Origin of the sequence: Bradyrhizobium vignae (genome assembly GCF_900324035.1) — a bacterium.
Classification (GTDB): Bacteria; Pseudomonadota; Alphaproteobacteria; order Rhizobiales; family Xanthobacteraceae; genus Bradyrhizobium; species Bradyrhizobium vignae.
In genome coordinates this window covers 7,105,095-7,127,777 of sequence record NZ_LS398110.1, presented here as the reverse complement: position 1 = coordinate 7,127,777, position 22,683 = coordinate 7,105,095, and the positions used below count along the sequence as shown (strand labels likewise).

29 protein-coding genes are annotated in these 22,683 nt (G+C 58.9%); 24 read left to right on the top strand and 5 right to left on the bottom strand.

What is annotated here, in order from left to right:
- The first annotated feature begins 104 nt into the window (after positions 1-104).
- From ccoG to BRAD3257_RS39540, 5 genes are all read left to right on the top strand, one after another.
- The gene (gene ccoG / locus BRAD3257_RS34295) at positions 105-1,571 is read left to right on the top strand and encodes a cytochrome c oxidase accessory protein CcoG (RefSeq protein WP_122405491.1); all 1,467 of its coding nucleotides are present in this window, start codon (positions 105-107) and stop codon (positions 1,569-1,571) included.
- Positions 1,572-1,588: 17 nt separating this feature from the next.
- Entirely contained in the window at positions 1,589-2,074 is a 486-nt protein-coding gene (locus tag BRAD3257_RS34290; RefSeq protein WP_122405490.1) for a FixH family protein, read from the top strand.
- Between the two features lie 11 nt (positions 2,075-2,085).
- A complete protein-coding gene (locus tag BRAD3257_RS34285) occupies positions 2,086-4,284 on the top strand; it encodes a cation-translocating P-type ATPase (protein WP_122405489.1) in 2,199 nt (732 codons plus the stop codon).
- Positions 4,275-4,484 (top strand): cbb3-type cytochrome oxidase assembly protein CcoS, encoded by a 210-nt coding sequence (gene ccoS, locus BRAD3257_RS34280; RefSeq protein ID WP_122405488.1) that lies wholly within the window; start codon positions 4,275-4,277, stop codon positions 4,482-4,484. The genes BRAD3257_RS34285 and ccoS overlap by 10 nt, the downstream gene beginning before the upstream one ends.
- 65 nt (positions 4,485-4,549) lie before the next feature.
- Positions 4,550-5,002, top strand: a complete 453-nt coding sequence (locus tag BRAD3257_RS39540) for a DUF6455 family protein (RefSeq protein ID WP_145987093.1) — start codon at positions 4,550-4,552, stop codon at positions 5,000-5,002.
- A gap of 98 nt (positions 5,003-5,100) precedes the next feature.
- Here the strand turns inward: BRAD3257_RS39540 and hemN are convergent, their stop codons facing one another.
- The gene (gene hemN / locus BRAD3257_RS34275) at positions 5,101-6,453 is read right to left on the bottom strand and encodes an oxygen-independent coproporphyrinogen III oxidase (RefSeq protein WP_122405487.1); all 1,353 of its coding nucleotides are present in this window, start codon (positions 6,451-6,453) and stop codon (positions 5,101-5,103) included.
- A gap of 233 nt (positions 6,454-6,686) precedes the next feature.
- On the opposite strand from hemN, the gene BRAD3257_RS34270 reads away from it, so the two are divergent.
- Entirely contained in the window at positions 6,687-6,959 is a 273-nt protein-coding gene (locus tag BRAD3257_RS34270) for a helix-turn-helix domain-containing protein (protein WP_122405486.1), read from the top strand.
- Positions 6,960-7,107: 148 nt separating this feature from the next.
- On the opposite strand, the gene BRAD3257_RS34265 is transcribed toward BRAD3257_RS34270, so the two are convergent.
- On the bottom strand, positions 7,108-7,320 hold the full coding sequence (locus tag BRAD3257_RS34265) for a hypothetical protein (RefSeq protein WP_122405485.1): 213 nt from the start codon (positions 7,318-7,320) through the stop codon (positions 7,108-7,110).
- Positions 7,321-7,832: 512 nt separating this feature from the next.
- On the opposite strand from BRAD3257_RS34265, the gene BRAD3257_RS34260 reads away from it, so the two are divergent.
- Together BRAD3257_RS34260 and BRAD3257_RS34255 are read left to right on the top strand one after the other, a co-directional pair.
- On the top strand, positions 7,833-8,567 hold the full coding sequence (locus BRAD3257_RS34260; RefSeq protein ID WP_122405484.1) for a host specificity protein: 735 nt from the start codon (positions 7,833-7,835) through the stop codon (positions 8,565-8,567).
- A gap of 503 nt (positions 8,568-9,070) precedes the next feature.
- Complete coding sequence (locus tag BRAD3257_RS34255) at positions 9,071-9,466, top strand: Rieske (2Fe-2S) protein (protein WP_122405483.1); 396 nt, start codon at positions 9,071-9,073, stop codon at positions 9,464-9,466.
- A gap of 9 nt (positions 9,467-9,475) precedes the next feature.
- Here the strand turns inward: BRAD3257_RS34255 and BRAD3257_RS34250 are convergent, their stop codons facing one another.
- Entirely contained in the window at positions 9,476-10,066 is a 591-nt protein-coding gene (locus BRAD3257_RS34250) for a hypothetical protein (RefSeq protein ID WP_122405482.1), read from the bottom strand.
- 267 nt (positions 10,067-10,333) lie between these two features.
- Between BRAD3257_RS34250 and BRAD3257_RS34245 the strand changes: the two genes are divergently transcribed.
- The 15 genes from BRAD3257_RS34245 (at position 10,334) to BRAD3257_RS34165 (ending at position 19,079) form a co-directional block, all read left to right on the top strand.
- On the top strand, positions 10,334-10,654 hold the full coding sequence (locus tag BRAD3257_RS34245) for a HesB/IscA family protein (protein WP_122405481.1): 321 nt from the start codon (positions 10,334-10,336) through the stop codon (positions 10,652-10,654).
- Positions 10,655-10,733: 79 nt separating this feature from the next.
- The gene (locus BRAD3257_RS41600; RefSeq protein WP_244607820.1) at positions 10,734-10,880 is read left to right on the top strand and encodes a NifU family protein; all 147 of its coding nucleotides are present in this window, start codon (positions 10,734-10,736) and stop codon (positions 10,878-10,880) included.
- Between the two features lie 112 nt (positions 10,881-10,992).
- Positions 10,993-12,150 carry a cysteine desulfurase NifS gene (gene nifS, locus BRAD3257_RS34235; protein WP_122405480.1) on the top strand — a complete coding sequence of 386 codons (1,158 nt, stop codon included), beginning with the start codon at positions 10,993-10,995 and terminating at the stop codon, positions 12,148-12,150.
- Between the two features lie 5 nt (positions 12,151-12,155).
- Positions 12,156-12,377: a putative nitrogen fixation protein NifT gene (gene nifT / locus BRAD3257_RS34230; protein ID WP_122405479.1), complete on the top strand. Its 222-nt coding sequence runs from the start codon at positions 12,156-12,158 to the stop codon at positions 12,375-12,377.
- On the top strand, positions 12,374-12,577 hold the full coding sequence (locus tag BRAD3257_RS34225) for a hypothetical protein (RefSeq protein WP_122405478.1): 204 nt from the start codon (positions 12,374-12,376) through the stop codon (positions 12,575-12,577). Before nifT ends, BRAD3257_RS34225 begins: the two co-directional genes overlap by 4 nt.
- A 604-nt stretch (positions 12,578-13,181) precedes the next feature.
- Complete coding sequence (gene nifB, locus BRAD3257_RS34215) at positions 13,182-14,729, top strand: nitrogenase cofactor biosynthesis protein NifB (RefSeq protein ID WP_162500433.1); 1,548 nt, start codon at positions 13,182-13,184, stop codon at positions 14,727-14,729.
- A 10-nt stretch (positions 14,730-14,739) separates the two neighbouring features.
- Positions 14,740-14,949, top strand: coding sequence for a 4Fe-4S binding protein (locus BRAD3257_RS34210; protein ID WP_122405477.1), 210 nt, complete (start codon positions 14,740-14,742; stop codon positions 14,947-14,949).
- Between the two features lie 45 nt (positions 14,950-14,994).
- Positions 14,995-15,231, top strand: a complete 237-nt coding sequence (locus BRAD3257_RS34205) for a hypothetical protein (RefSeq protein ID WP_145987092.1) — start codon at positions 14,995-14,997, stop codon at positions 15,229-15,231.
- Positions 15,232-15,256: 25 nt separating this feature from the next.
- A complete protein-coding gene (locus tag BRAD3257_RS34200; protein ID WP_122405475.1) occupies positions 15,257-15,571 on the top strand; it encodes a nitrogen fixation protein NifZ in 315 nt (104 codons plus the stop codon).
- The gene (locus BRAD3257_RS34195) at positions 15,568-15,807 is read left to right on the top strand and encodes a nitrogen fixation protein NifZ (RefSeq protein WP_122405474.1); all 240 of its coding nucleotides are present in this window, start codon (positions 15,568-15,570) and stop codon (positions 15,805-15,807) included. Before BRAD3257_RS34200 ends, BRAD3257_RS34195 begins: the two co-directional genes overlap by 4 nt.
- A gap of 15 nt (positions 15,808-15,822) precedes the next feature.
- Entirely contained in the window at positions 15,823-16,182 is a 360-nt protein-coding gene (locus tag BRAD3257_RS34190) for a DUF3024 domain-containing protein (protein WP_122406911.1), read from the top strand.
- 593 nt (positions 16,183-16,775) lie between these two features.
- Positions 16,776-16,997, top strand: coding sequence for a hypothetical protein (locus tag BRAD3257_RS34180; protein ID WP_122405473.1), 222 nt, complete (start codon positions 16,776-16,778; stop codon positions 16,995-16,997).
- 103 nt (positions 16,998-17,100) lie between these two features.
- Positions 17,101-17,307, top strand: a complete 207-nt coding sequence (locus BRAD3257_RS42450; RefSeq protein WP_376707281.1) for a Rieske (2Fe-2S) protein — start codon at positions 17,101-17,103, stop codon at positions 17,305-17,307.
- Positions 17,308-18,342: 1,035 nt separating this feature from the next.
- Positions 18,343-18,501: a hypothetical protein gene (locus BRAD3257_RS39955; protein WP_160118922.1), complete on the top strand. Its 159-nt coding sequence runs from the start codon at positions 18,343-18,345 to the stop codon at positions 18,499-18,501.
- Between the two features lie 230 nt (positions 18,502-18,731).
- Positions 18,732-19,079: a (2Fe-2S) ferredoxin domain-containing protein gene (locus BRAD3257_RS34165; protein ID WP_122405471.1), complete on the top strand. Its 348-nt coding sequence runs from the start codon at positions 18,732-18,734 to the stop codon at positions 19,077-19,079.
- 443 nt (positions 19,080-19,522) lie between these two features.
- Here the strand turns inward: BRAD3257_RS34165 and BRAD3257_RS34160 are convergent, their stop codons facing one another.
- Positions 19,523-20,254: an OmpW/AlkL family protein gene (locus BRAD3257_RS34160; RefSeq protein WP_430648807.1), complete on the bottom strand. Its 732-nt coding sequence runs from the start codon at positions 20,252-20,254 to the stop codon at positions 19,523-19,525.
- 467 nt (positions 20,255-20,721) lie between these two features.
- Positions 20,722-21,129, bottom strand: a complete 408-nt coding sequence (locus tag BRAD3257_RS34155) for a thioredoxin domain-containing protein (RefSeq protein ID WP_122405469.1) — start codon at positions 21,127-21,129, stop codon at positions 20,722-20,724.
- A gap of 546 nt (positions 21,130-21,675) precedes the next feature.
- On the opposite strand from BRAD3257_RS34155, the gene nifH reads away from it, so the two are divergent.
- Complete coding sequence (gene nifH, locus BRAD3257_RS34150; RefSeq protein ID WP_122406910.1) at positions 21,676-22,560, top strand: nitrogenase iron protein; 885 nt, start codon at positions 21,676-21,678, stop codon at positions 22,558-22,560.
- Positions 22,561-22,683: the final 123 nt, after the last annotated feature.

Below are 22,683 nucleotides of genomic sequence, written 5' to 3'. Positions count from 1 at the left end.
CGGCCGCAAACGGAGGCGAACAAAAGTGCCTCCGTTTGCGCTGGATCAACTGGCGCGACGATGTCCGGTCTAGGTTCAATCGCACCTCTCGAAAGCCGTTGGCGATGAACAAGACCGTGAACCCCAAAGACGTCATATCGGGTAACGACAACGGGCCACTCTACGCAGCCCGCAAAAAGGTCTATCCCCAGAGCGTCTCCGGCACCTTCCGCCGGATCAGATGGGGCCTGATGGCGTTCTGCCTCAGCGTCTACTATTTCCTGCCCTTCGTGCGCTGGAATCGCGGCCTCGGCGCGCCCAGCCAGGCGGTGCTGATCGACCTTCCCAACAGCCGCTTCTACTTTTTCTTCATCGAGCTGTGGCCGCAGGAGGTCTACTACTTCACCGGCCTGTTGATTGTTGCCGCGGTGGCACTGTTCCTGATGAACTCCATCGGCGGCCGGATCTGGTGCGGCTATCTGTGCCCGCAGACGGTGTGGACCGATTTGTTCTATGCAGTCGAGCGTCTGATCGAAGGCGACCGGCGCGAGCGCATGAAGAAGGATGCCTCGACTGATCCGATGAAGCTCGAGCGCATCTCCGAGATCGTGCTCAAGCATTCAATCTGGCTGCTGATCGCCTGGTGGACCGGCGGCGCCTGGGTGCTTTACTTCAACGATGCGCCGACGCTGGTGAAGGAGCTCGTCACCTTTCAGGGGCCGATGATCGCCTATATCTGGATCGGCATCCTCACAGCAACGACCTATCTGCTCGCCGGCTACATGCGCGAGCAGGTCTGCACCTATATGTGCCCGTGGCCGCGGATTCAGGCTGCGCTCACCGACGAATGGGCGCTCAACGTCACCTATCGCTACGATCGCGGCGAGAAGCGCACCTCGGTCAAGAAGGCCGCCGAACTTCGCGCGCTCGGCCAGCAGGTCGGCGATTGCGTCGATTGCTATCAGTGCGTCGCGGTTTGCCCGACCGGCATCGACATCCGCAACGGACCGCAGATGGAATGCATCCAGTGCGGCCTCTGCATCGACGCCTGCGACAACGTGATGAGCAAGATCGGCCGGCCGAAGCGGCTGATCGGCTACGATACCGACATCAACATCCATCGCCGCCAGGAAGGCAAGACGCCGATCTACCGCATCGTCCGGGCCCGCACCATCGTCTACGGCGCGATCATCGCGGTCGTCGGCGGCTTCATGATCTACACGCTGGCGACCCGCGGGCTGCTCGACATCAACGTGCTGCACGATCGCAATCCGGTCGCGGTCAAGCTCAGCGACGGCTCGATCCGCAACGCCTACACCGTGCGGCTGCTCAACAAGAGCGGCTATGACCGCGTCATCGCGATCGACGCGAACGGGCCTGTCAACGCGACCGTCCACGTCGTCGGTGTCGATTCCGTGACCCCCGACAGGCCGATGATCGTGATCCCGCGCGACACGACCAGCGAGCTGCGGCTGCTCGTCACTGCACCAGCGGAGAACAATCCGGAGAAGTCGATTCCCGTCCATTTCCACGTCATGGATATCGGGCTTGGCGTGGCGGCGAGCACGACCGACAACTTCGTCTCGCCTTGAGGCTCAGGAGATCTACCATGGCATCCAAACCGCTGACCGGAACCAAGGTCTTCCTGATGCTCGTCGCCTTCTTCGGCGTCGTGATCGGCGTGAATGTCACCATGATGAAGCTCGCGATCGCAACGCTGCCCGGCACCGATGTCGACAGCCCCTATGCCGCAGGACTGACCTATGACCGCGAGATTTCGGCGGCGCACGACCAGGCCGCACGAAACTGGCAGGTCAACGCCCATATTGAGCGGCGCGCCGACGGCGGCGCCATGATCCAGCTCGAGCCGCGCGATGCCGCGGGACAGCCGATGACCGGATTGAAATTCGCCGGACGCCTGGAGCGGCCGACCGACAAGCGGGCTGATCTGTCGGTCGAGCTCAGCGAAGCAGGCATCGGGCTCTATCGCGGCAATGCTGCGGCGGTCGCGCCGGGGCAGTGGGACCTCGTGATCGAGGCTGAGGCGCGGGGACAGCGCGTCTTCCTGTCGCGCAACCGCGTGATCCTGAACTGAGGGACTTTGTCATGCACGTCACGCGGGATTTCTCGCACTATGTCCGCAGCGCCGGCGAGGGCGTCCAGCACATCGACCTCGTGGTCGAAGGCGTTCACTGCGCCGGCTGCATGGCCAAGATCGAGCGCGGATTGTCGGCTATCCCCGACGTCACGCTGGCGCGGGTCAACCTCACCGACCGCCGCGTTGCGCTGGAATGGAAGGCCGGCACGCTCGATCCCGCGCGCTTCATCGATCGCCTCGAGGAGCTCGGCTACAAGGCCTATCCCTACGAGACCGAGAGCGCGGAAGCGAGCGAGTTCGCCGAATCCCGCTTCCTGCTGCGCTGCCTCGGCGTCGCGGCGTTCGCCACAATGAACGTGATGATGCTCTCGATCCCAGTGTGGTCGGGCAATCGCTCGGACATGCTGCCCGAGCAGCGCGACTTCTTCCATTGGCTATCGGCGCTGATCGCGCTGCCGGCCGCGGCCTATGCCGGCCAGCCGTTCTTCCGTTCGGCCTGGCGCGCGCTGTCGGCCAGGACCACCAACATGGACGTGCCGATCTCGATCGGAGTGATCCTTGCGCTCGGCATGTCCCTGGTCGAGACCGTCCATCATGCCGAGCACGCCTATTTCGATGCGGCGATCATGCTGCTCACCTTCCTCCTGGTCGGCCGTTTCCTCGACCAGAACATGCGCCGACGGACCCGCGCGGTTGCGGGCAATCTCGCCGCGCTCAAGGCGGAGACTGCCGCCAAGTTCGTCGGCGCCGACGAGATCTCGCGGGTGCCGGTTGCTGCGATCCGACCCGGCGACATCGTGCTGCTGCGGCCCGGCGAGCGCTGCGCGGTGGATGGGACCGTGATCGAGGGCCGCTCCGAGATCGACCAGAGCCTGATCACCGGCGAGACGCTCTATGTCACGGCCGAGCACGGCACGCCTGTTTATGCTGGCTCCATGAACATCTCTGGCACGTTACGGGTGCAGGTTTCGGCGGCCTCGGAGGCGACGCTGCTCGCCGAGATTACGCGGCTGCTCGACAACGCAATCCAGGCCCGCTCTCGCTACATGCGGCTCGCCGACCGCGCCTCGCGGCTCTATGCGCCGGTGGTGCATGCGACCGCGCTCCTGACCATCCTCGGCTGGGTCGCTTTTGGTGCGAGCTGGCACGACGCCATCGTCACCGGCGTTGCCGTCCTGATCATCACCTGTCCCTGTGCGCTCGGCCTTGCCATTCCGACGGTGCAGACTATGGCCTCGGGTGCGATGTTCAAAGCGGGCGTGCTGCTCAATTCGGGCGATGCCATCGAGCGGCTGGCGGAGGCCGACCACGTCATCTTCGACAAAACAGGGACGCTGACGCTGCCCGATCTCGAAGTGATGAACGCGGCCGAGATTCCCGCAGAGATTTTCGCACTTGCCGGTCGGCTCGCGCTGTCGAGCCATCACCCCGTGGCGGCCGCGATCGCGCAGGCCGCCGGTGCCGTTTCGCCCATCGTCGGTGCCGTGGAAGAGGCGGGACAGGGCGTTAGTGTGACGCTCGACGGCCAGGACCTTCGTCTCGGCCGCCCGTCCTTCTGCGGCACGGATGCGCTCCTCGACAAGGGCACCGTTGATCCCGAAGCCTCCATCGTCGCCTTCGCCAAGGGCGGCGAGAAGTTCATCCTTTTGGTGCGCCAGGGCCTGCGCCCGGACGCGAAGCCCGTCATCGCGGCACTGAAGGCACGCAATATCGGGGTCGAGATCCTCTCCGGCGACCGCGAGCCGGCGGTGCAGGCGGCGGCCGATGCGCTTGGTATCCCGGAATGGCGCGCCGGCATAACGCCGGCCGACAAGATCGCGCGGATCGAGCAGCTGAAGCAACGCGGCGCAAAGGTGCTGATGGTCGGCGACGGCATGAATGATGCGCCCTCGCTCGCCGCGGCCCATGTCTCGATGTCGCCGATCTCGGCCGCACATCTGAGCCAGGCTACGGCCGATCTCGTCTTCCAGGGTCGTCCCTTGGTCCCGGTCGTTGCAGCTATTGATGCCTCGCACAAGGCCCTGCATTTGATGCGGCAAAATCTCTGGCTCGCGATCGGCTACAACGTCCTGGCCGTTCCGGTCGCGATCAGCGGGATTCTCACGCCGTTGATTGCGGCGGCAGCGATGAGCAGCTCATCGATCCTGGTCATGCTGAATTCGCTACGCGGACGCCGTCTGCGACGGGAGAATGAGCTATGGAAGTGATCGTGTTCCTCGTCCCGCTGGCATTGCTGCTTGGCGTGATCGGGCTACTGGCATTCCTATGGTCGTTGAAGAGTGGTCAGTTTGACGATCTCGACGGGGCCGCTTGGCGCGCGATTGCTGAGGACGCTATTGAGTCGCCATCGCTCCAGCCCAAGGTCCGTTCGACAGCAGCTGGCGGTGGTGAACTGCGCCCCATTTGACCTGGCGCAATGCAGGCGCCGCTCCGCGGTAGAATATTGCGTCTATTAAAGTTCGTGAGGTTGCCATGACATCGATCACTAAATCAGCGTCGATCGCGGGCTGGTTGTTGGGAAGGATTGCGGATTGGTTCGAACGATTTCGCGAATCCGCCGACATCCGTGCACTCAGTGCCTCCGAGATCGAGTCCATTGCGCGCGACCTTCGCGTCCAGCGAGCTGAGCTCGAAGCCCTCATTGCTCATGGCCGGCACGGTGCCAAGGAATTGTCACGGCTGCTCGATGTGTTCGGGATTGATGAAAGGTCGATTGCGCGCAAGCAGCCAGGCGTGCTGCATGACTTGACAATGGTGTGCGCACTTTGTGCATCAAAGCGGCGATGCAATCGTGAGACGAGGGCAGGAACGGCGGCTTTGCAATATCCAGAGTACTGCCCGAACGCTTATACGATCGATGCGCTCAGAAAGGAATCTCTAATACCCCAGGCGGTCGACTTTCTTCGCAGGCCTGCCTGCTGCTGATTGCTTTGACGATGGCCTTGGCGGGCGTGAGGGCAGCCGGGAAGAGCCCAGCCTCTTCCATTGTCTCATGGTAGCGAGCCTCGTGAGGAGCCCGGAGGTTAGACTGCACGGCTATGAGTGGCTGCGGGATGCGCAAGGTGGGCGTCGAAGGCCGAAGCCACGCTCCTCACCAAGAATTCTGCCCCGGCGTTCACTGATAGGCCGTCCGTGGTCATTGTCACGGCGCCATGAGCGATGAGACTATCAATCCGAGCGCGATCAACTACGGCGGACTCCTGGTCGCGGCCATGCAGACGCGATACTTGGCGGAGATCAACCGCAAGATCGCACATGATTCGCTCGATAATAGCGGCGCGGAATCGGTCTTCGTCGGTAAGCACGTAGCCTTTCGTCGTGGCGAGGCGTTCCTCGGCAATGCGGGCCAGATAATCGCGTATGGGAACGACGTTCTGCACGAAGCCCTGAGGCATGCGGCCGATGGCGCTGGTGCCAAGACCGATGAGCGTGTCTGCGGTGTCGTCGGTGTAACCCTGGAAATTCCGTCGCAATCTGCCTTTCCGGCCTGCGGCGACAAGGCTGTCGTTGGCAAGAGCGAAGTGATCGAGGCCGATGCGCACGTACCCCGCATCAAGTAAGGCTTGAGCAATGGTCTCTGACTGGAGGTGTCGCTCGAGACTGTCTGGGAGCGAGTCATCGGAGATCGTTCGCTGATGCTTCTTGAATGATGGAACATGGGCGTAGCCGAAGACCGAAAAGCGATCAGGGCGCAGCTCGAGACATTTGCGAACGGTATCCAGGCAGGATTCCACGGTCTGCAGGGGAAGGCCATAGAGAAGGTCAAAGTTGATCCGGCCGATGCTCTGCCGGCGTAACCGCTCGACGGAGGTCGCGGTCTGATCGAAAGTCTGATGCCGGTTGATGGCCTGCTGGACGGCTGGGTCGAAGCTCTGAACACCCAGGCTCGCGCGGTTGACACCGCAGGAGGCAAGGGCCTCCGTCATCGGCTTAGTCAGGGTGCGAGGATCTATCTCGATGGCGATTTCGGCATGGGGAAGGACGAGAAACGAAGACCGCAAGAGATCGACCAGTTCCGCGAACGTCTCCGGTCGCATGACGGTCGGCGTACCGCCGCCAAAGTGGATGTGAGAGACCGGCAGCCTCTGCCCGATCGCCTCAGCGGTAAGCTGCGCCTCGCGGCGCAGACCAGAGGCATAGAGGGCGATTGGCTCATCGTGCTTCGTTACGAAGGTATGGCATCCGCAGTACCAGCACATGGAGCGGCAAAATGGCACATGCAGGTAAAGCGAAGCCGGCTGCTGGAGCGGCACGGATTTGAGCCATTTTCGATAATCGACTTCGCAAATCTCGGGCGAGAAGTGCGGGGCGGTTGGATAGCTCGTATACCGAGGGAGGCTGTCGTTGCCATAGGATTGCACTAAGTCGGGTCGCATGTGCGGTCCTCCATCTCCGGACTAGCTAACGCAGCGGTGCCCAGACGACCTTGCTCTGGCTCAATTCAACTGCCGTATTGGAACTTTATGTTTTCCGGAGAAGATTCGCTTCATTCCGAAGGAGCACCGCAATCAGCTGCGAGAGCTCGATAGCGAGCCGGCTATTTGATCGATGTCAATGAGAGACCTGAAGACCAGCCATAGTCTTAGGTTCGGGAAGAGAGGACAAAAAAATGCTGGAAGAGGTCGTCGAGTTCGCGGGCGAAGCGTTGCCCGGTGGGAATGCTGAGCCGCCATGCTCCGAGACCGAATTCCTGCTCGAACTCGGCGACCGTGTGCGCCGCTCGCGCATGCATTGCCGCATGTCGCGTCGGGAGCTCGCCCGCAGGTCTGGCATTTCGGAGCGATACATCGCTCAGATCGAGAGCGGGAAGGGCAACGTCTCGATTGTCCTCCTTCTGAGGCTTGCTTTGGCTATCCACCGCAGCCAGCGACCTGCGGCCTGACTCCTGCTCGGGGCACTCACCAGCGCGTGGCAAGCTTTGGCCATGCAATTGTGCTGTTTAGGAGGCAAACTGCGCCGGCTCAGCCTGGGAGAGCAGTCGGACCTATCAGATAGCTGAAGAGTATGCCGGCACCTGGCGGGCCATCACCTCATGAGGGGAAAATCGGCAGGCCGACGTCGATCCGGTCCGCGAGCAGCGACCACTCTCGGATCTCCCGGAGCTCGCAGAACTGCCGTTTGGCAAGGGATGCTGCTTCGGTCGCGTTACACGCATTGATGTCAATAACGCGCCGGCAGGCCTCACGGGCTTGTCCCTGATCTCCGGTAAGGGTCTTGAAGAACCGGACGATGTAGTGGGCCATGATGTCTCTTTCGCGCTCTCGGCGCCATTGTTTGGGTTAGTAGATGAAGGCCGGAGATTCGAGGAGACGATCATTCACCATCGCTCGGTTGATTTGACTCTCTGACACATCGTGCAACTTGACGAAGTCCGCGGCACTTTCTGTCTCGCTGGTCAAGAGGCGCAGCCACAAGGTGTGTCGAGCGTTCGGGTCGGGCGATTTGATCCGAGTGGATGCTGTGCAGATCGCGGCTTGTCGCAGCGAGTATCTGTAACTTACGCGCAGAGTGCGTCGGGTAGTCATGCCGAAGCGCGCAGAGTGCTTTGGTCAGGTTGTGGTCAGCTAGGAATTTTATCCTAGTCGTGGCAGAGCTCGCACGGCACGAGCTCAATTGTGTGCAACTTTGCCGATAGGAGAGCGCTCTCATGTATGGCAGAAGCGTTGGCTCATCCAGCCAGTTCACTACCGGTAACCAAACTGACGATTCGTCAGAAGCGGGAGATAGTCCACGGTTTGCGGAAACAGTTGCAGCAATGGAGCGAGGTGGGTCGTCGTCCGAACCAGCGGCGTCATACTCTCTCGTTTCCGAACCGCCCATCAGAGAGATCGACCGAGAGTCCTTCTTGCGCGGAGTTGTGAGATTCTTGCGCAATGATATCAGGCACATCAGCGAGAACCCAGAAGAGTACTCGGACTTCGTCTCCCAGAAGGCTGAGCGCGCAGCGACGGTTGCTGGAAGTTACGCCAACACCTACGATGATCCAAATAAGCCAGCACGATTTTACAGCTACCGGTTGGGCGACGAAATTGTCGGGCTTCTAAGAGCAGGAGGCCCGGCTCGGATTAAAGGAGACCATTTTCAGCAGCAGTTTGGGCGCAACGATATCACATCCGTGGTAGATCTTAGGGTGACTCATCCGCTTGTCGAGAACGCTGGCGATATCTTGCTAGAACATCAACTGCGAGAGGACGGGGACCATCCGCTGATCTTGTCGCGGCCAGCCCTAGCTGGCATGGAACCTCGTCTAGCAGACATGGGTTTTGTTCCCGTGGGTCGTAACCACTGGGTGCTTGATCCTCACCAACGCCCCGATGTGTGGACGAAGAACGAGAACGACGAGTGGCAGCGGGTAGGCAAGCCTACGAAGTATCTTTCCAAAGATGGGGGCAGTGATGTCGGTCCTCAGAGAAGCTACGAAACGGATTCGTCGGACGATGACCCTTCATTTTACTTGGAGCGCGCTCTTAGAGGGATGCACATGGAGTAAATTGGCTGCAATAGCAGCATCGGGCCTGAAATGACGGACATTTGACCGTTCTATCCCGAGCTCAACGGCTTGCTTCAAAGGGGCGCGCGCTTGCTGCGTCGCCCTCGCCGGCTGAAACGTCCGTTCAACAACCTTCTCCGAAGGCGCTTACGAAGCTGCGGTCGGATGCGCGATCCGAGGTGGCGTAACGGGGGCTCCCTACGGAGTGGCCACAACGAGCAGCAACGAGCAGCAACGACCAGCCACCGCGGGCAGCTGTCCGACAAATAGTGCAGAGGGCTTGGACCCGAAAGCTGCAGCTGCACGGCCTGCATGGAAACGGCAGCAAGGCCTAAATTATCGAACTGATTAGTCTGAATGATGCGGCGAAAAATTGGGCGAGCCAGCAAGGGCTGGCTTGCGCGTTGGATTACAACAGACACTATCAGACCGGCACTTGTACGGTTCTTGCAGGTTGATTGCACAGCGACAATGAAAAGCGTCTTGCAATCAATGGGCGATAAGTGAAGCCAAATCCCATCTACGCGATCTGCAGCTTTAACGACATTTCGAGCCGCCAGGCCAAGGGATTCCACCTGATGGTCGTCGACGATCACGGCAATCACCGGCCGTGGTCCATCATTGTGGTGCGCTGGGGCAAAAAGGTGCTTGGCTACGTCAATAAATGCCCGCACAACGACGTCAATTTGGACTGGGAGCGGAACGTATTCCTTGATCCATACGGTATCCGGCTGATGTGCGGCAAGCATGGTTCGACCTTCGAACTCGGCACCGGCCTGTGCGTCGAAGGTCCATGTCAAGGTAGAACGCTCACGCCGATCGCGTTGGCAGTTCTGGACGGTGATATCTGCGTCGTTGGTGTGCATCTTGTCGAAGACGATGCATCGGCCAACAAGTGAAGACGGCGCTCAGACCGGCCGATTCTCGTTGCGGTTTTTCACGGGCTCCATCCTCTTTAGCCCTTCGTCGTACGAGATCTCCTCATAGGACAGGTCGAGATCCTTTGCGGCATCGAGGAGGTAATCAAGCTTGCCGCCCGGATCGAGCTTCTTGATGTCGTCCTTGTTGAGCCCGACCAGGTCCATCATCTCCTTCCAAACCGTGGATTCATCGCACGGTAGGACGTGGAAGCTAATATCACCGAACTTCACTCGGTACTTCGCCAGTAAATCAATGTTGTTGCAGAAGATGAAGTAGCTGCCGGTTGGGCTTAAGGCGCCGTCAAGGACGCTCGCGACGTCAGCAAGATAGGCGAAGGAATGCAGATAGCCGGCCAGCACCGGAATAGTGCGTTCGCCGTCCTGTGCGATCGTCAACACCTGCTCAATCGAATAGTCTGGCGGCCGTTTCTCGTCCGCAACCTGAGTCTGGAATTTTAGTGCCACGTCGCCGCGAAAGCCGAACCGGCCCGGCTTGGTAGTCCCGCCTTTGAGTACGGCATTGAGCAGGCGGCCCTCCTTCTCAAGTCTGCCGAGTGCGGTGTTCTCGATTGCAGTCATTAAATTCTTCCTCGATCTAAACTCTTCCGACGCCTTGGCCGGTGCCAGATGCGATGCAAATTGCTTGCCGTCGCATGCATAGCGGCCTTCGCCGCAGCTTAGAAGAAAACGCGTAAGTGGCTGCTAACACTCAGGGAGCCTGTCGGGAACCCGACACCGGTTTCAACGCCAACAGGCGCAATCCAAAAAAGTGAGCATCATCAAGCGTCTGCGCGCTGGCACGTGGCTTGCCCTTAGCAGCTGGATCGAAGCTGATGAGGGAAAGCCGTGATCAACCTGACGGATAGCGCAGTGAACGCAATCAAGAGCGCGATTTCATCGTCGACCCATCCGACCGGCGGTCTGCGCGTCATGATCGAAGCGGGCGGCTGCAATGGATTCAAATACAAGATGGGTCTGGTCGAAGAACCGAAGCCTGACGACACCGTGATCGACTGCGATGGGCTGAAGGTGTTCGTCGATAACAAGAGCCGTGAGCATCTGATCGGCACGACCATCGATTTCGTGATGGCACTGGAGAGTTCTGGCTTTACGTTTCACAACCCGAACGCCACTGCGAACTGCTCATGCGGAAAATCGTTCAGCTGATGAAACAAATCGTTCAGCTGATGAGGAGGACATAGAAGCATGCCGGCCGAACCGAAACAACTGAGGCAATCGTCGCCCATTGCGACAGACCGAGAGCGTCGCATTCGCGGCGCCATCGAACGAGATTCGACCCAATCTGCGACGCGATGGTGGCGACTGTCACCTGATCGGGATCGATGGCGGCAGGGTCATGGTCAGGCTGTCCACTGCCCGCACGTTGCTGTAAGTTTTCGAACATGAGGAAAGGCATTCAGGCGCGGCTTGTCGAAAACTTGGCGAATTGGTGCGCCTGATCCCCGTCGCGGCTGCAGGCGAGGCAGTGGATTGAGCGAAATCGAATGCTGATTTACCTCGATAATAATGCAACGACTCGAACTGATCCATCCGTCGTGCAAGCCATGTTGCCTTTCTTCACCGAGCAATTCGGCAATGCCTCGTCCACGCATGCCTTTGGCAGCGAGGTCGCAGTCGCTGTGAGGCAGGCCCGGCGTAGCTTGCGTATCCTGCTAGGGAACGCATACGATCATGAAATCGTTTTCACCTCGGGAGGGACCGAGGGCAATAATGCCGCCATCCTCTCTGCGCTTGCGACACAGGAAGATCGCGACGAGATCGTCACCACCTCGGTAGAGCACTCCGCCGTTCTTGCGCTAACCGAGCAATTGGCGAGAACAGGAGTCAAGACGCACATCGTACCCGTAGATTCCCGCGGCCGGCTCGACATCGAGGCGTTTCGCTGCGCACTCGGGCCACGCACAGCGATTGCCTCGGTTATGTGGGCCAACAACGAGACAGGAACGATCTTTCCTGTGGAGCTTCTAGCCGAGTTGACTCGGGAGGCGGGCGCGCTGTTTCACACTGATGCGGTGCAGGCCATCGGTAAGGTGTGCGTGAACCTGAAGGACAGTGCGATCGACATGCTGTCGCTATCCGGGCACAAACTGCACGGCCCCAAGGGGATCGGCGCGCTATATTTGCGCAAAGGGACAGAATTCCGGCCGCTGATCTGCGGCGGATCACAGGAACGAGGGCGCCGAGGCGGGACTGAGAATATTCCCGGCATTGTCGGCCTGGGAAAAGCCGCCGAGCTTGCGGCGGAGCGGCTTGAACCCGAGCGCGATCGCATTGCCGCGTTGCGCGACCGTCTTGAGCAGGGAATCTTGAAGAATGGCGAGTGCGTTGTGCTCGGTGACACCAGCAATCGGTTGGCGAACACGGCCAATATTGCCTTCGACCATCTCGAAGGCGAAGCCATCGCCCACCATCTCGATCGGACGGGCATCGCTGTGTCGCTAGGATCAGCCTGCAGCTCCGGCTCCATGCAGCCATCGCATGTTCTGCGTGCCATGCAGCTGCCGCGGTGGCGGATGCACGGCGCCATTCGCTTTTCTCTGTCGCGTGAAACCTCCTTTGCGGAGGTCGATGAGGTGGTGTGCGCGGTGTCAGACATCGTGGCTCGCATGCGCGCCATCTCCCGCGTCACAGTCAGGGAGTAGATGTCGTGAAAATCATGATCCGCCGGTCTCCGGAGGGCCTGTCGATCTACGTGCCAAAAAAGGATCTCGAAGAGCCAATCGTAGAATCCGAGTACGAGACACTGTGGGGCGGCTGGATCAAAGTGGCTAATGGCTGGGTTCTCGATTTGCCCGAGATGGCGAGCGACACCCCGTTACCGATCACAATCAACGCTAAAAAACGGGGAGAGAACGGGGACGGTTCGTGAAGGCGCCTCCGCAGATCGAGTTCGTCGATAGGGCCGATGCAAAGGCGCTCGTGGACGTCGCTGCCGGCCTGAGGGCTTCGAGCATTGCTTCCAATCTCCGTCCTGGCCGCGCCGAATTGTCCAAGCCCGATTTGCCGACCACACCAGAGGCGTTTGCCGGCTTCTTCGCCAATAAGGTTCGCGTTGCCGCGGCCGGCTAGAGCCAAATGCCTAGGCGTCGGCAGCAAACGTCAACCCGCCGGGACGGCATCGATGACACAGGCCTTTGCTCGGCAGTCGAGCCGACGCTGGGGCGAAGTACAGGGTATCACCCGCGTCGGCATTGGCGAGAATCGCTGGCATCGCTTTTACGATGCGGTTGGCCAAGAGTCGCCGGTGCCATGGCCGGGAGCTGGGCGACGGTGCTGCACAGTCTGACACCGCTTGCGAATGGGCTCCCTTGCGCGCTTGAGATACTGCTCACCATTGGTGGCATTGGAAACCCCCGGATTCCCAGCTCATATCGGCATATTGTGAGAGCCCAACGCGAGAAAACCCGTTCAGATGGAGTTCTGGCGAGCTGCGTGAGAATGAACGCGCAAGCCATGGAGCTCTGCGTGAGAATAATGACGTATCTGTCGCATCGCTAACAAGCGCATCATTGCTGTTCTTCTATGCGCCAGCGACGATCGCTTCCGCTAACTCGTTGGCGCATGGCTGCAATTTCATCGTCTCCGCCATGGCATGCAAGTTGCTACCCAGAGTCTTGAGGCTCGCTCACGGATGGTCCTGGGTGGTCGATGATGCCTGCAGGGAAAAACGAAAATGAACGCGGTCGTCGAACGCGGAAAACATGTCAAAGCTGGAGTGGATAGCGGCACGATTATGCGGTCCGCCGGCTGCCGCGCTTCTGCCAAGACCGGGCAGGCGAGCTGCGGCTCGCAGGCAGGTCAACGCGATCTGCCGTCCGAAATTTGGGAAAAGGTCAAGGACCATCCCTGCTACAGCGAAGAAGCGCATCATCATTACGCCCGCATGCATGTTGCGGTCGCGCCTGCCTGCAACATCCAGTGCAATTACTGCAACCGAAAATACGACTGCGCTAATGAATCGCGTCCGGGCGTGGTGAGCGAGAAGCTCACTCCTGAGCAGGCGGTAAGAAAAGTGCTCGCGGTCGCGACTAGAATTCCGCAGATGACAGTGCTTGGCATCGCTGGTCCCGGCGATCCCCTCGCCAATCCAGTAAAGACGTTCAAGACGTTCGAGCTGGTCGCCAAGGCCGCCCCCGACATCAAACTGTGCCTGTCAACCAACGGATTGGCTCTGCCAGACCATATTGATACCATCGCCAGGTCCAAAATTGACCACGTCACCGTCACCATCAACATGGTCGATCCCGAAATCGGCGCCAAGATCTATCCGTGGATCTTCTTCAACCACAAGCGCTACACCGGCATCGACGCGGCAAAGATACTGACCGATCGCCAGCTGCAGGGCCTCGAGATGCTTAGCGAACGGGGTATCCTGTGCAAGGTCAATTCGGTGATGATTCCAAACATCAACGACGACCACCTCGTCGAGGTCAACAAGGCGGTTAAGTCGCGCGGTGCCTTCCTTCACAATATCATGCCCCTGATCTCCGCGCCCGAGCACGGCACAGTATTTGGCCTCAACGGTCAGCGCGGACCGACGGCGCAGGAGTTGAAGGCGCTGCAAGATGCTTGCGAAGGAGAGATAAAAATGATGCGGCATTGCCGCCAGTGCCGCGCCGATGCGGTTGGGCTACTCGGGGAAGATCGCAGCGCAGAGTTCACCACGGATCAGGTCATGAGAATGGACGTCCAATATGATTTGGAGATGCGCGAGGCATATCAGGGCAGGGTAGAGGATGAGCGTGCCGCCAAAGTAGCGGCCGCTCAAAAGGAGCTTGCGGAATTTGCCGGAGAGATGAGCGCGATTACTCTTCTAGTGGCCGTCGCAACCAAGGGCTCGGGGTTGATCAACGAGCACTTTGGGCATGCAAAGGAATTCCAGGTTTACGAACTTTCCACATCCGGTGCCAAATTCGTCGGGCACCGCCGTGTGGACGTTTATTGCCAGGGCGGTTATGGCGAGGAGGACAGGCTTTCCGCCATCATGCGCGGCATCCATGACTGCCACGCGGTCTTCGTGTCTAAGATCGGCGGCTGCCCGAAAAGCAATCTGATCAAGGCGGGGATCGAGCCGGTCGATCAATACGCCCATGAGTTCATTGAGAAGTCGGCGATCGCCTGGTTCAAATCCTATCTGGACAAGGTGAAGCGCGGGGAGTTCCAGCACGTGCGGCGAGGAGGCGCCGCGCTCCCGCAAGGATCTCTGATCTCTGCAGCGTAAGGGGAAATATGTGCCATTTAAGATCATCGCCTCGCAGTGTACGAGCTGCTCAGCCTGCGAACCCCTATGCCCGAACGTTGCTATCTCGGAAAAGGGAGGAAGCTTTGTCATTGAAGCGGCGAAATGCACTGAATGTGTTGGCCATTTCGACGAGCCGCAATGTGTCGCCGCCTGTCCAGTCGACAATACCTGCGTGGTTGACACATCCGTGCCTCGCTAGCAGGCGCCAGCCTAAAGCGTGAACCCCATCGGCATGCGACCAGTAGTGCTGGAAAGCATTGTAAGCTTCGTGCTGCGCGTTGGCGCCGGCATAGACGACGTTCGGTCCTCCATCACGCACGAGGACCGTGCTGGATTGCCCTCCGGCGTGCTGTTGCTGGTCGGCAGCACGTTCCTGGTGGGCATTTCATTCCGCGCGGCGATCCGAAGGCGCTTCGCGATGACGCAGGAGGATAACGTGATCCAGGATCTCGCCTGGGCGAGGCGGCCCGCGCATCTCTGAAGGAGCGATCCATGAGGCGCGGCACATGAACAGCATCGTTCGCGACAGCGACGTCGTCGAGCTCAGCGATCCGCCTGTCTTCAGCTTTGGCCAAAAGGTGCGAGCCAATCGCACCATCCGCAATGATGGCACCTATCGAGGCAAGGAGATTGGCGACGTGTTAGTGAAGAAGGGAGAGGTGGGTTACGTCGTCTCGATCGGCACATTCCTGCAGCAATTCTACATCTACGGCGTCGAATATCTGGAAAGCGGTTATCGCGTTGGCATGAAACGCAAGGAACTAGAGCCGGCGGACGCCTGCGAGGAGGTCGATGATCTGCCATTGCCGGAGGAGTCATGACGCAGCGCGGCTCTCCGAAATATCGGCGGGGACAGCGGGTCAAGACCGCAGTCGACCTTATCAACGACGACTCATTTCCCGATACGAAGCCCGATGGAGTCTTGCTCGCCGCCGGAGCGATCGGTGAGATCATCAACGTCGCGATCCATACGGAAGCGAACGTGCCGATCTACATTGTCGATTTCGGTGATCAGCTGCTCATCGGCTGTCTTGAAGAAGAAATTACAGTGCTTTGAATGGAGGCTTTCGCCATGAATGCTGCGCTGATGAGAAAGGCAAAGGCCGGGCTGGTGCCTCACCCCAACGAGCTCGATCGCAAGCGGATCGAGCACGGCTTAAGCTCGCGCAAACGCTATCTCTACGTCTCGCCCTACGTGACGCCGGTGAGGGGCGGCTACCTCGTCGAGAGTCCCTGTTGCTCGCGCAACATCGCCAAGGATGGCGCTCTCATCGATGTCGCGCTGCTTCTTTATGATGGCGTGAGCGGGATCTGGAAGCTGTTTCGTAAGAATCATGCGCGAGGAATCTGGGAATTTTACAGCCTTTACCATCGGTTGACCTCTGCAATCGACGAGTTGAATGCGGATCCGGAGCGTCTGTTCTGGCAATGACGAACCGTCTTTGACGAGTCAGAGGAACCACGATCGCGCTTACCGCGGAGGAATTGATCGAAGTCGAGCGGCTGGCAGCTTGCTTGGGCGCGGCTTTATGCCTCGGATTTGGCGAATCCGCCGTTCCGGCAGTATGCGCGTTTTCGACCTTCATCTGGTCGAGTCGATGGATCGGATCGCTGCGTGCGGATTACGGCCAATCCGATACGGGCGATCGAGATCGTGTTGGCCGAAAGGAATTTTGGGCGGTGAGCACTCAGCCAGCAGAGTATCGGCTTGATGTGCGCACACTGTGGAGGAGAATACATTATTCATTCCACTGTCCGATCCCGATATCACCGCCGCCGAGCTCTCGGCGTGGAGACGCTGCTGTGTTCGCAGCAATTCTCCAGCGGGCGGATGCACTCGACTTAACCCCGCAAGAGAAAGCTCCAGGCGAGCGCGAAGAAGGACTGATCGATAGTAGAGGAGGCGCCGGGTCCAGGCCGCGGCTAGAGGCCCACGCGCCAAGGTGCAGGAAACCAAGCACATCACAGTTGAGATTCTCGGTGACCACTCAAGATCATTAGAGTTAGCAAAAATAGGGGATCGCTATGAACTCGCAACAAGTCATCATCCACGTCCGCTTCGCTCCCAACGGGAGGGTGATCCAAATCAGCGAGCGTCCGGCGAAGCTCACGCCGAACCAGTGGTTTGATGTCCTCAACGCCCATGCCAGCTCGGCGTTTCGGCCGCTCGCTCGTGGCCGTGGGATTTTTCAGCTGACCCGGGCTGCGATTGAAGCCTTCAAGCAGCAAACTGGGAGGCCGGGATGAGCGAACCTATACGTGATGAGCGGTCGCACCGAGGTTTTTGTCGTCTGCCAGGGCGATGCCATCGAGCGGAGTGGGGCAATGAGCTTTAGCCTGTCGCAGATTGATGATAGGGGCGAGCGCCGGCCGTTTTATTGTGGTGCGCACCTTCGGCAATGACTATTTTGGTTACGTCAATCGTTGTCCGCATGAGAGTGTCTGGCTGAACATCGGCTGCGGTGCGTGTTTCTCGGCGGACCGTTCCTTTCTCCGCTGCGGCTGGCACGGTGCAAGATTCGAGATCGAAACTGGGGTGTGCATCGACGGCCCCTGAGATGGACAATCGCTTGACCCGGTAGCGCTCGCCGTGATCGAAGGTGATGTTTGCCTGTGCGGCGTCAAGCTGCTCAAGGACGATCGGTTTGCCGACCCCTTCGGAGACAGCGACGAAACCATGGATATCACGATCCACCCGGACTAACGGGCCTAGCGCTTTATTGTGCTCGAGCTGCCTGAGGCGCTTTGCCCTCGAATGAGGCCATTGTGCTCGTGAGCGCTGTTAGATGCGTGTCACAGCCTTTAACCTCCGTAGCACCAAAGAGCTGCTCCTGCGCTGGCTCGCCAAATCGAGCCGGCAGGCGGGACATGCTTGCTACCGCCGCTGATATGTTTGAGCGGGAAATGCCCCCGGCGGCTGGAAGTTCGCCGAGGGCATCGTCTGGGCTTGGAGATGGCGGGACCCAGACTGACAGGATCGTCTGGGGATGAGGAACGACGATCCTGTGTCAGAAGGCCGGCCGGTACAGCTGGCTTTATTGCCTGCGTTGCAACTGGCGTGCCAAACGTCGGTTCGTGGGACGCTCTTAGCGAATGGCGTCACCATCGTCAGTTAGGGCTCGTTAGGAGCAAATGCATTAATGGGCCGTGCTCGTTGTTTCGCACTTTCCACTGCACGCTCGTCTTGACGCGTATCGTGTGAAGCGTGGTCCCAATCGCGGGCCGCTGTGTTGCGGGTCTAGCATTGATTGCGACCGGCTTGGTCTGCTGCCGCAAATGTGGCTCGGCGACTCTCGGGACAGACGGCATCTGTTGAGCAAACGACAGGTAGGCAGCGGCCGAACGCAGCGTCTAGCTTCAGGGCGAAAAAGATGCTGTGACCCGCGCCGGTCAATGCGGTCAGCAATGGCAGAACACGTGATCGATTCACCACACCATCTTCGAGCTTCTCGCTAGACTGCTCGACGGTCATGAAGATCACTGCTCGTTCCAAGATATGATAGCGCAAGAGCTAGATAGAGTAGCCGAGCTTCAAGGTTATTCTGCGCACGGAAGGTTGAAGCGGGAGGTCAAACGCTATGCGAGGTTTGTCGTGTCCGAAACAGAAGCGAACGACATTGTCGCAACCTTCGCAACAATTGTGAGTCGCGCAAAGCAAGGGATCGTTGCAGAAAACGAAAGTTACGCATCTGGTGCGCAACTTGCTTTGGAGAAGTTGGACAGTGATGCCGGAGCGGAAAGACCGGAATGAGGGCAGAAGAGGTTGGAACTGATCAAGGGGGTTCCTCTGGTCGCGAGAATATCTATCACTGATCTAGCGACGACAATCACGATGGCGCCCACCCATTTCGTCTGCTTTCTCAAGCGCGAGTGGAAATGTTAGCATCGATTGGTTGATGCGCTGTTAGAATTGTGGGGGCGATGTGCTCGCAATCCAGGCTCTTTTCAGATGAAGCCCATTGACTCAGGAGAGGCAGGCGCATGAACTCAGAAACCGAATTCGAGATTCCTCAGCTTTATAGGCATCATGTCTTTGCCTGCAACACGCAGCGTCCGCCAACTCATCCGCACGGCAGCTGTGGCGCCTCCGGCGCGCAAGCCCTATGGGATCGGATGGCTAAGGCGATCGAAGCGCAAGGTCTCAACGATATTGGCTTCACGATGGCAGGCTGCCTTGGCTTTTGTAACTCTGGTCCCTTGATGGTCGTCTATCCCGATGGAGTGTGGTACCGCGCGACCACGCCTGAGGATGTTGACGAAATCGTAAACTACCACCTCAAGCAGGGCAAACGTGTCGACCGCCTTGTGATGGTGCTGAAGCGAAGCTAGAGGCGTCGATTAGCTGCCACTTGCCCGGGCTAACAAGCATCGACGGCCTGTCCGACGATGAGCTGGCGGCTCGGAACTCAGATCGTCTGAGGGTTGAGCGTAGCCATCACGCTTCGGATGTGAGAACAGCAAGTCATTCAAGTTGCCGCCGCGTGCCGCCATTCTTCTCCCGCGTAATCTGCAAATGGCGCCTTTGCAACGCGCGACCAGTAAGAATATGAACATATGCTGGGTCGATCTGGTCGTGTACGGTCACTCCATACTGCACGATCCGTAGCTCAGAGAGCAGCGCTGCGAATAGCTCTCCGCATCTCGCGAGATGACGCATTCTTGACGCGTCATCTCGTTCTGCTTGCACTGCGGTAAGGCTAGGGGACGCGCTCGATGAGATCGCCGCGTCTCCCTTCATCAAACGGACTCCCCGTTTTGATCCTGTTCTAGCGCTAGAACTTGTATGTGACGCCGCCGCTGACGAGCCATGGGTCGATGTTGGCACGCCCGGTGACGGCAATCGCATTGTTTACGATCGCGGAGTACTCTGGCCGCAGCCACAGCTTCTTCACGTCAAAGTTGAGGCCCCAGTTACGATCAAGCATGTAATCGAAACCGAATTGGACCGCCGCGCCGAACTGGTTGCTGATGCGCAAATCCGTCACTGCAAGACCGGCGAGAGACGTATTGGCTGCCGATTGATTGAAGAATGCGGTGTAGTTGATGCCCGCGCCGATATAGGGCTTGAGCGCGCCGAAATCGGTGAAGTGATATTGCAGGGTCAGTGTTGGCGGCAACAGCCAGGCTTTGCCGATATCGAGGCCAGTGAGCGCGCCATTGCCGCTGATGTGATGGCTGGTCACGCCGAGAATGAGTTCGGCGGCAACGTTCTTTGTGAAGAAGTAGGTGATGTCGAGCTCGGGTATGGCTTGATCGCTGATTGATAGCCCAGAAGTTGGTGAGGACAGCGAGGGCGCCCCGGCGACGTTGACCGTGCCGCCTGCGGTATCCGGCAAAACGCCAAGCACGCGCAGGCGGATCATCCATGGATTAGAGGGTTCAATCGGAGGCGCTTTATAGTAGATCGGCGCCCGAGCCAGATCCGCAGCCTGTACCGGGATGCTGGCCAACGAGGTCGCTAAGGCGAGCAGCGATGCTATCGTCGTAACTGTCCTTGTTCTCATCGAATTCTCCATTCCAAAGTCCGCGCGAAGAGCCGCGCGAGATCTCTGTCACACAGGGCGGGTGAGGGAGGATTTGACGTCGATCAAAATGGGAGCGGCCATAAGGCAATTATGTCGCTAAGTTGCTTAAGGATCACGCCCGCGAAGGGTGGTGGTCTGTTCTCATTCTTATTCAGTTCAAGAGAGACAGATCTCTTCAAAAAACCACGTCTCTGATCGCTGCTCTGATCCAACCCAGGCCGCGGAGTTCATTCGTGATAAAGGGGCGTAACTGCTGCGGCCTCTCACCCACTGGAACGGTGAGAAGAACGGGATTCGAGCGTAGTATACGGATGCCCGTTACAGAGCAGTCACTCGCGCAGGCCCGTGTCAGCGAAGGCCTCGTCGCCTATTTCCCGCGTAGGTCGGTAGGTGGAAACGTCATCTTTGCCTCGCTTGATGTGCTGGAGGTACGGTCCGCTGTTTTCTCACGTCTGCGGGCAACGCGTGCGGTTTGCGTCGTGTAAGCATCCCTCCAGATCATCTTGCGACGTGCGGCCAAGCAGGGACAGCAAGGGCTCATGTCCAGCACATCGTGCCCCGCCTACATCGATCAGCGGTCGTCGTATCAGGAGCGGATCGCCCACCATCAATGTGAGTGCGCTTGCCGCGTCGATAGTATCTGGATTGACTTCGCCTGACTTAATACGGGGCGCAGCTCGGTTGAACCAGAAGTCGACGGGCATGTTGCCGAAGAAGCCGCGCAAATCCTCCGTATCCCATGGCTGTTTCAAGATGTCTCGGGCGATCACGTCGTGGCCGGCGGACTTCAGCGCTCGAATCTGACGCGCGTTGGTGGCGCAGCCGGGCTTCTGATAAAAGATGATTGTCGCCATGACATACCTATGTAGGTGTGTTGAGCTGAACGATTGGCATGGGGGTGCTACTCTCGAGAGTTGATCCGAGTTTATAGCCGATCATCTCAAATGCGGGCGGGCCAAGCGCCGTACCGTATATGCAACTCTTGCCGCTGGTGCGCCAGGTTTCCAGTCCGAGCGGCATATTCAGTGTCCTCAAGCCGGAGCAAGTTCCGTTCCGCACCTGAAGCCATCGGAACAGGTCACGCTAAATCTGCTTTTCGCGTTGATGGTTGTGGTCGTTGTTAGTTTTCTGACAGCCACGCAGATCGAAAACGCCCAGAGCCTCACTCACCGGCCGCCTGTTTTAGAAACGTAATCAGAAGCTTAGGAAGCACGGGCAAGCGTTGGCACGGCGGTTGCTGATAAGCGGCAGCAACACTGAGCGAGGGCTGAGTGCACGTCGACGCGTAAGACGAGCGATGCGCTCCTTCCCTTGAACCCGTGTGCCCCGTTTCTGAGAGAGAAACAAGTTTGCGTGCAAGAAGCGCGAAACGTTTGGTAAATCGGTTGATGGAGAGCAACATGTCTTCACTGAGACAAATCGCGTTCTACGGAAAGGGCGGCATCGGCAAGTCGACCACTTCGCAGAACACGCTGGCGGCGCTGGCCGAGATGGGTCAGAAAATTCTGATTGTAGGGTGCGACCCAAAAGCGGACTCGACCCGTCTGATTCTGCACGCTAAGGCGCAAGACACGATTTTGAGCCTTGCGGCGAACGCCGGCAGCGTGGAGGACCTCGAGCTCGAGGACGTAATGAAGATCGGCTACAAGGACATTCGCTGCGTGGAGTCCGGCGGTCCTGAGCCGGGTGTCGGCTGCGCCGGCCGCGGCGTCATCACCTCGATCAATTTCCTGGAGGAGAACGGCGCCTACGAAAACATTGACTATGTTTCATACGACGTGCTCGGTGACGTCGTCTGCGGTGGCTTTGCGATGCCAATCCGCGAGAACAAGGCACAGGAAATCTACATCGTGATGTCAGGTGAAATGATGGCGATGTATGCCGCGAACAACATTTCCAAGGGCATCCTGAAATACGCGAACTCTGGCGGCGTTCGGCTGGGCGGTCTGATCTGCAACGAGCGGCAGACCGACAAGGAGCTAGAACTGGCGGAAGCGTTGGCCAAGAAGCTAGGGACTCAGCTGATCTACTTCGTGCCGCGCGACAACGTGGTGCAGCATGCCGAGCTACGCCGCATGACGGTGCTCGAGTATGCACCCGATTCCAAGCAGGCCGATCACTATCGCAATCTTGCGACCAAGGTTCACAACAATGGCGGCAAAGGCATTATCCCGACCCCAATCTCTATGGACGAACTCGAGGACATGCTGATGGAGCATGGCATTATGAAGCCCGTGGACGAATCCATCATCGGCAAGACCGCCGCCGAGCTGGCGGTCTCGTAAAAGTCGCGAGTCGCGGCCTTGTGAAAGCGCGCGACGGATGCCGGTCTCCCCCCGTCGATCCCGGGAGGCCGGCATTCTACCGATCGACCCTGATCAAAAATATGCGGCAGCGCAAATCTGACT

What these genes read in the sequence shown, in the direction of transcription:
- ccoG (WP_122405491.1), top strand. Translation starts at nt 105, where the DNA reads ATGAACAAGACCGTGAACCCCAAAGACGTCATATCGGGTAACGACAAC.
- BRAD3257_RS34290 (WP_122405490.1), top strand. Translation starts at nt 1,589, where the DNA reads ATGGCATCCAAACCGCTGACCGGAACCAAGGTCTTCCTGATGCTCGTC.
- BRAD3257_RS34285 (WP_122405489.1), top strand. Translation starts at nt 2,086, where the DNA reads ATGCACGTCACGCGGGATTTCTCGCACTATGTCCGCAGCGCCGGCGAG.
- ccoS (WP_122405488.1), top strand. Translation starts at nt 4,275, where the DNA reads ATGGAAGTGATCGTGTTCCTCGTCCCGCTGGCATTGCTGCTTGGCGTG.
- BRAD3257_RS39540 (WP_145987093.1), top strand. Translation starts at nt 4,550, where the DNA reads ATGACATCGATCACTAAATCAGCGTCGATCGCGGGCTGGTTGTTGGGA.
- hemN (WP_122405487.1), bottom strand. Translation starts at nt 6,453, where the DNA reads ATGCGACCCGACTTAGTGCAATCCTATGGCAACGACAGCCTCCCTCGG.
- BRAD3257_RS34270 (WP_122405486.1), top strand. Translation starts at nt 6,687, where the DNA reads ATGCTGGAAGAGGTCGTCGAGTTCGCGGGCGAAGCGTTGCCCGGTGGG.
- BRAD3257_RS34265 (WP_122405485.1), bottom strand. Translation starts at nt 7,320, where the DNA reads ATGGCCCACTACATCGTCCGGTTCTTCAAGACCCTTACCGGAGATCAG.
- BRAD3257_RS34260 (WP_122405484.1), top strand. Translation starts at nt 7,833, where the DNA reads ATGGAGCGAGGTGGGTCGTCGTCCGAACCAGCGGCGTCATACTCTCTC.
- BRAD3257_RS34250 (WP_122405482.1), bottom strand. Translation starts at nt 10,066, where the DNA reads ATGACTGCAATCGAGAACACCGCACTCGGCAGACTTGAGAAGGAGGGC.
- nifS (WP_122405480.1), top strand. Translation starts at nt 10,993, where the DNA reads ATGCTGATTTACCTCGATAATAATGCAACGACTCGAACTGATCCATCC.
- nifB (WP_162500433.1), top strand. Translation starts at nt 13,182, where the DNA reads ATGAACGCGGTCGTCGAACGCGGAAAACATGTCAAAGCTGGAGTGGAT.
- BRAD3257_RS34200 (WP_122405475.1), top strand. Translation starts at nt 15,257, where the DNA reads ATGAACAGCATCGTTCGCGACAGCGACGTCGTCGAGCTCAGCGATCCG.
- BRAD3257_RS34195 (WP_122405474.1), top strand. Translation starts at nt 15,568, where the DNA reads ATGACGCAGCGCGGCTCTCCGAAATATCGGCGGGGACAGCGGGTCAAG.
- BRAD3257_RS34190 (WP_122406911.1), top strand. Translation starts at nt 15,823, where the DNA reads ATGAATGCTGCGCTGATGAGAAAGGCAAAGGCCGGGCTGGTGCCTCAC.
- BRAD3257_RS34180 (WP_122405473.1), top strand. Translation starts at nt 16,776, where the DNA reads ATGAACTCGCAACAAGTCATCATCCACGTCCGCTTCGCTCCCAACGGG.
- BRAD3257_RS42450 (WP_376707281.1), top strand. Translation starts at nt 17,101, where the DNA reads ATGATAGGGGCGAGCGCCGGCCGTTTTATTGTGGTGCGCACCTTCGGC.
- BRAD3257_RS34165 (WP_122405471.1), top strand. Translation starts at nt 18,732, where the DNA reads ATGAACTCAGAAACCGAATTCGAGATTCCTCAGCTTTATAGGCATCAT.
- BRAD3257_RS34160 (WP_430648807.1), bottom strand. Translation starts at nt 20,254, where the DNA reads ATGAGAACAAGGACAGTTACGACGATAGCATCGCTGCTCGCCTTAGCG.
- BRAD3257_RS34155 (WP_122405469.1), bottom strand. Translation starts at nt 21,129, where the DNA reads ATGGCGACAATCATCTTTTATCAGAAGCCCGGCTGCGCCACCAACGCG.
- nifH (WP_122406910.1), top strand. Translation starts at nt 21,676, where the DNA reads ATGTCTTCACTGAGACAAATCGCGTTCTACGGAAAGGGCGGCATCGGC.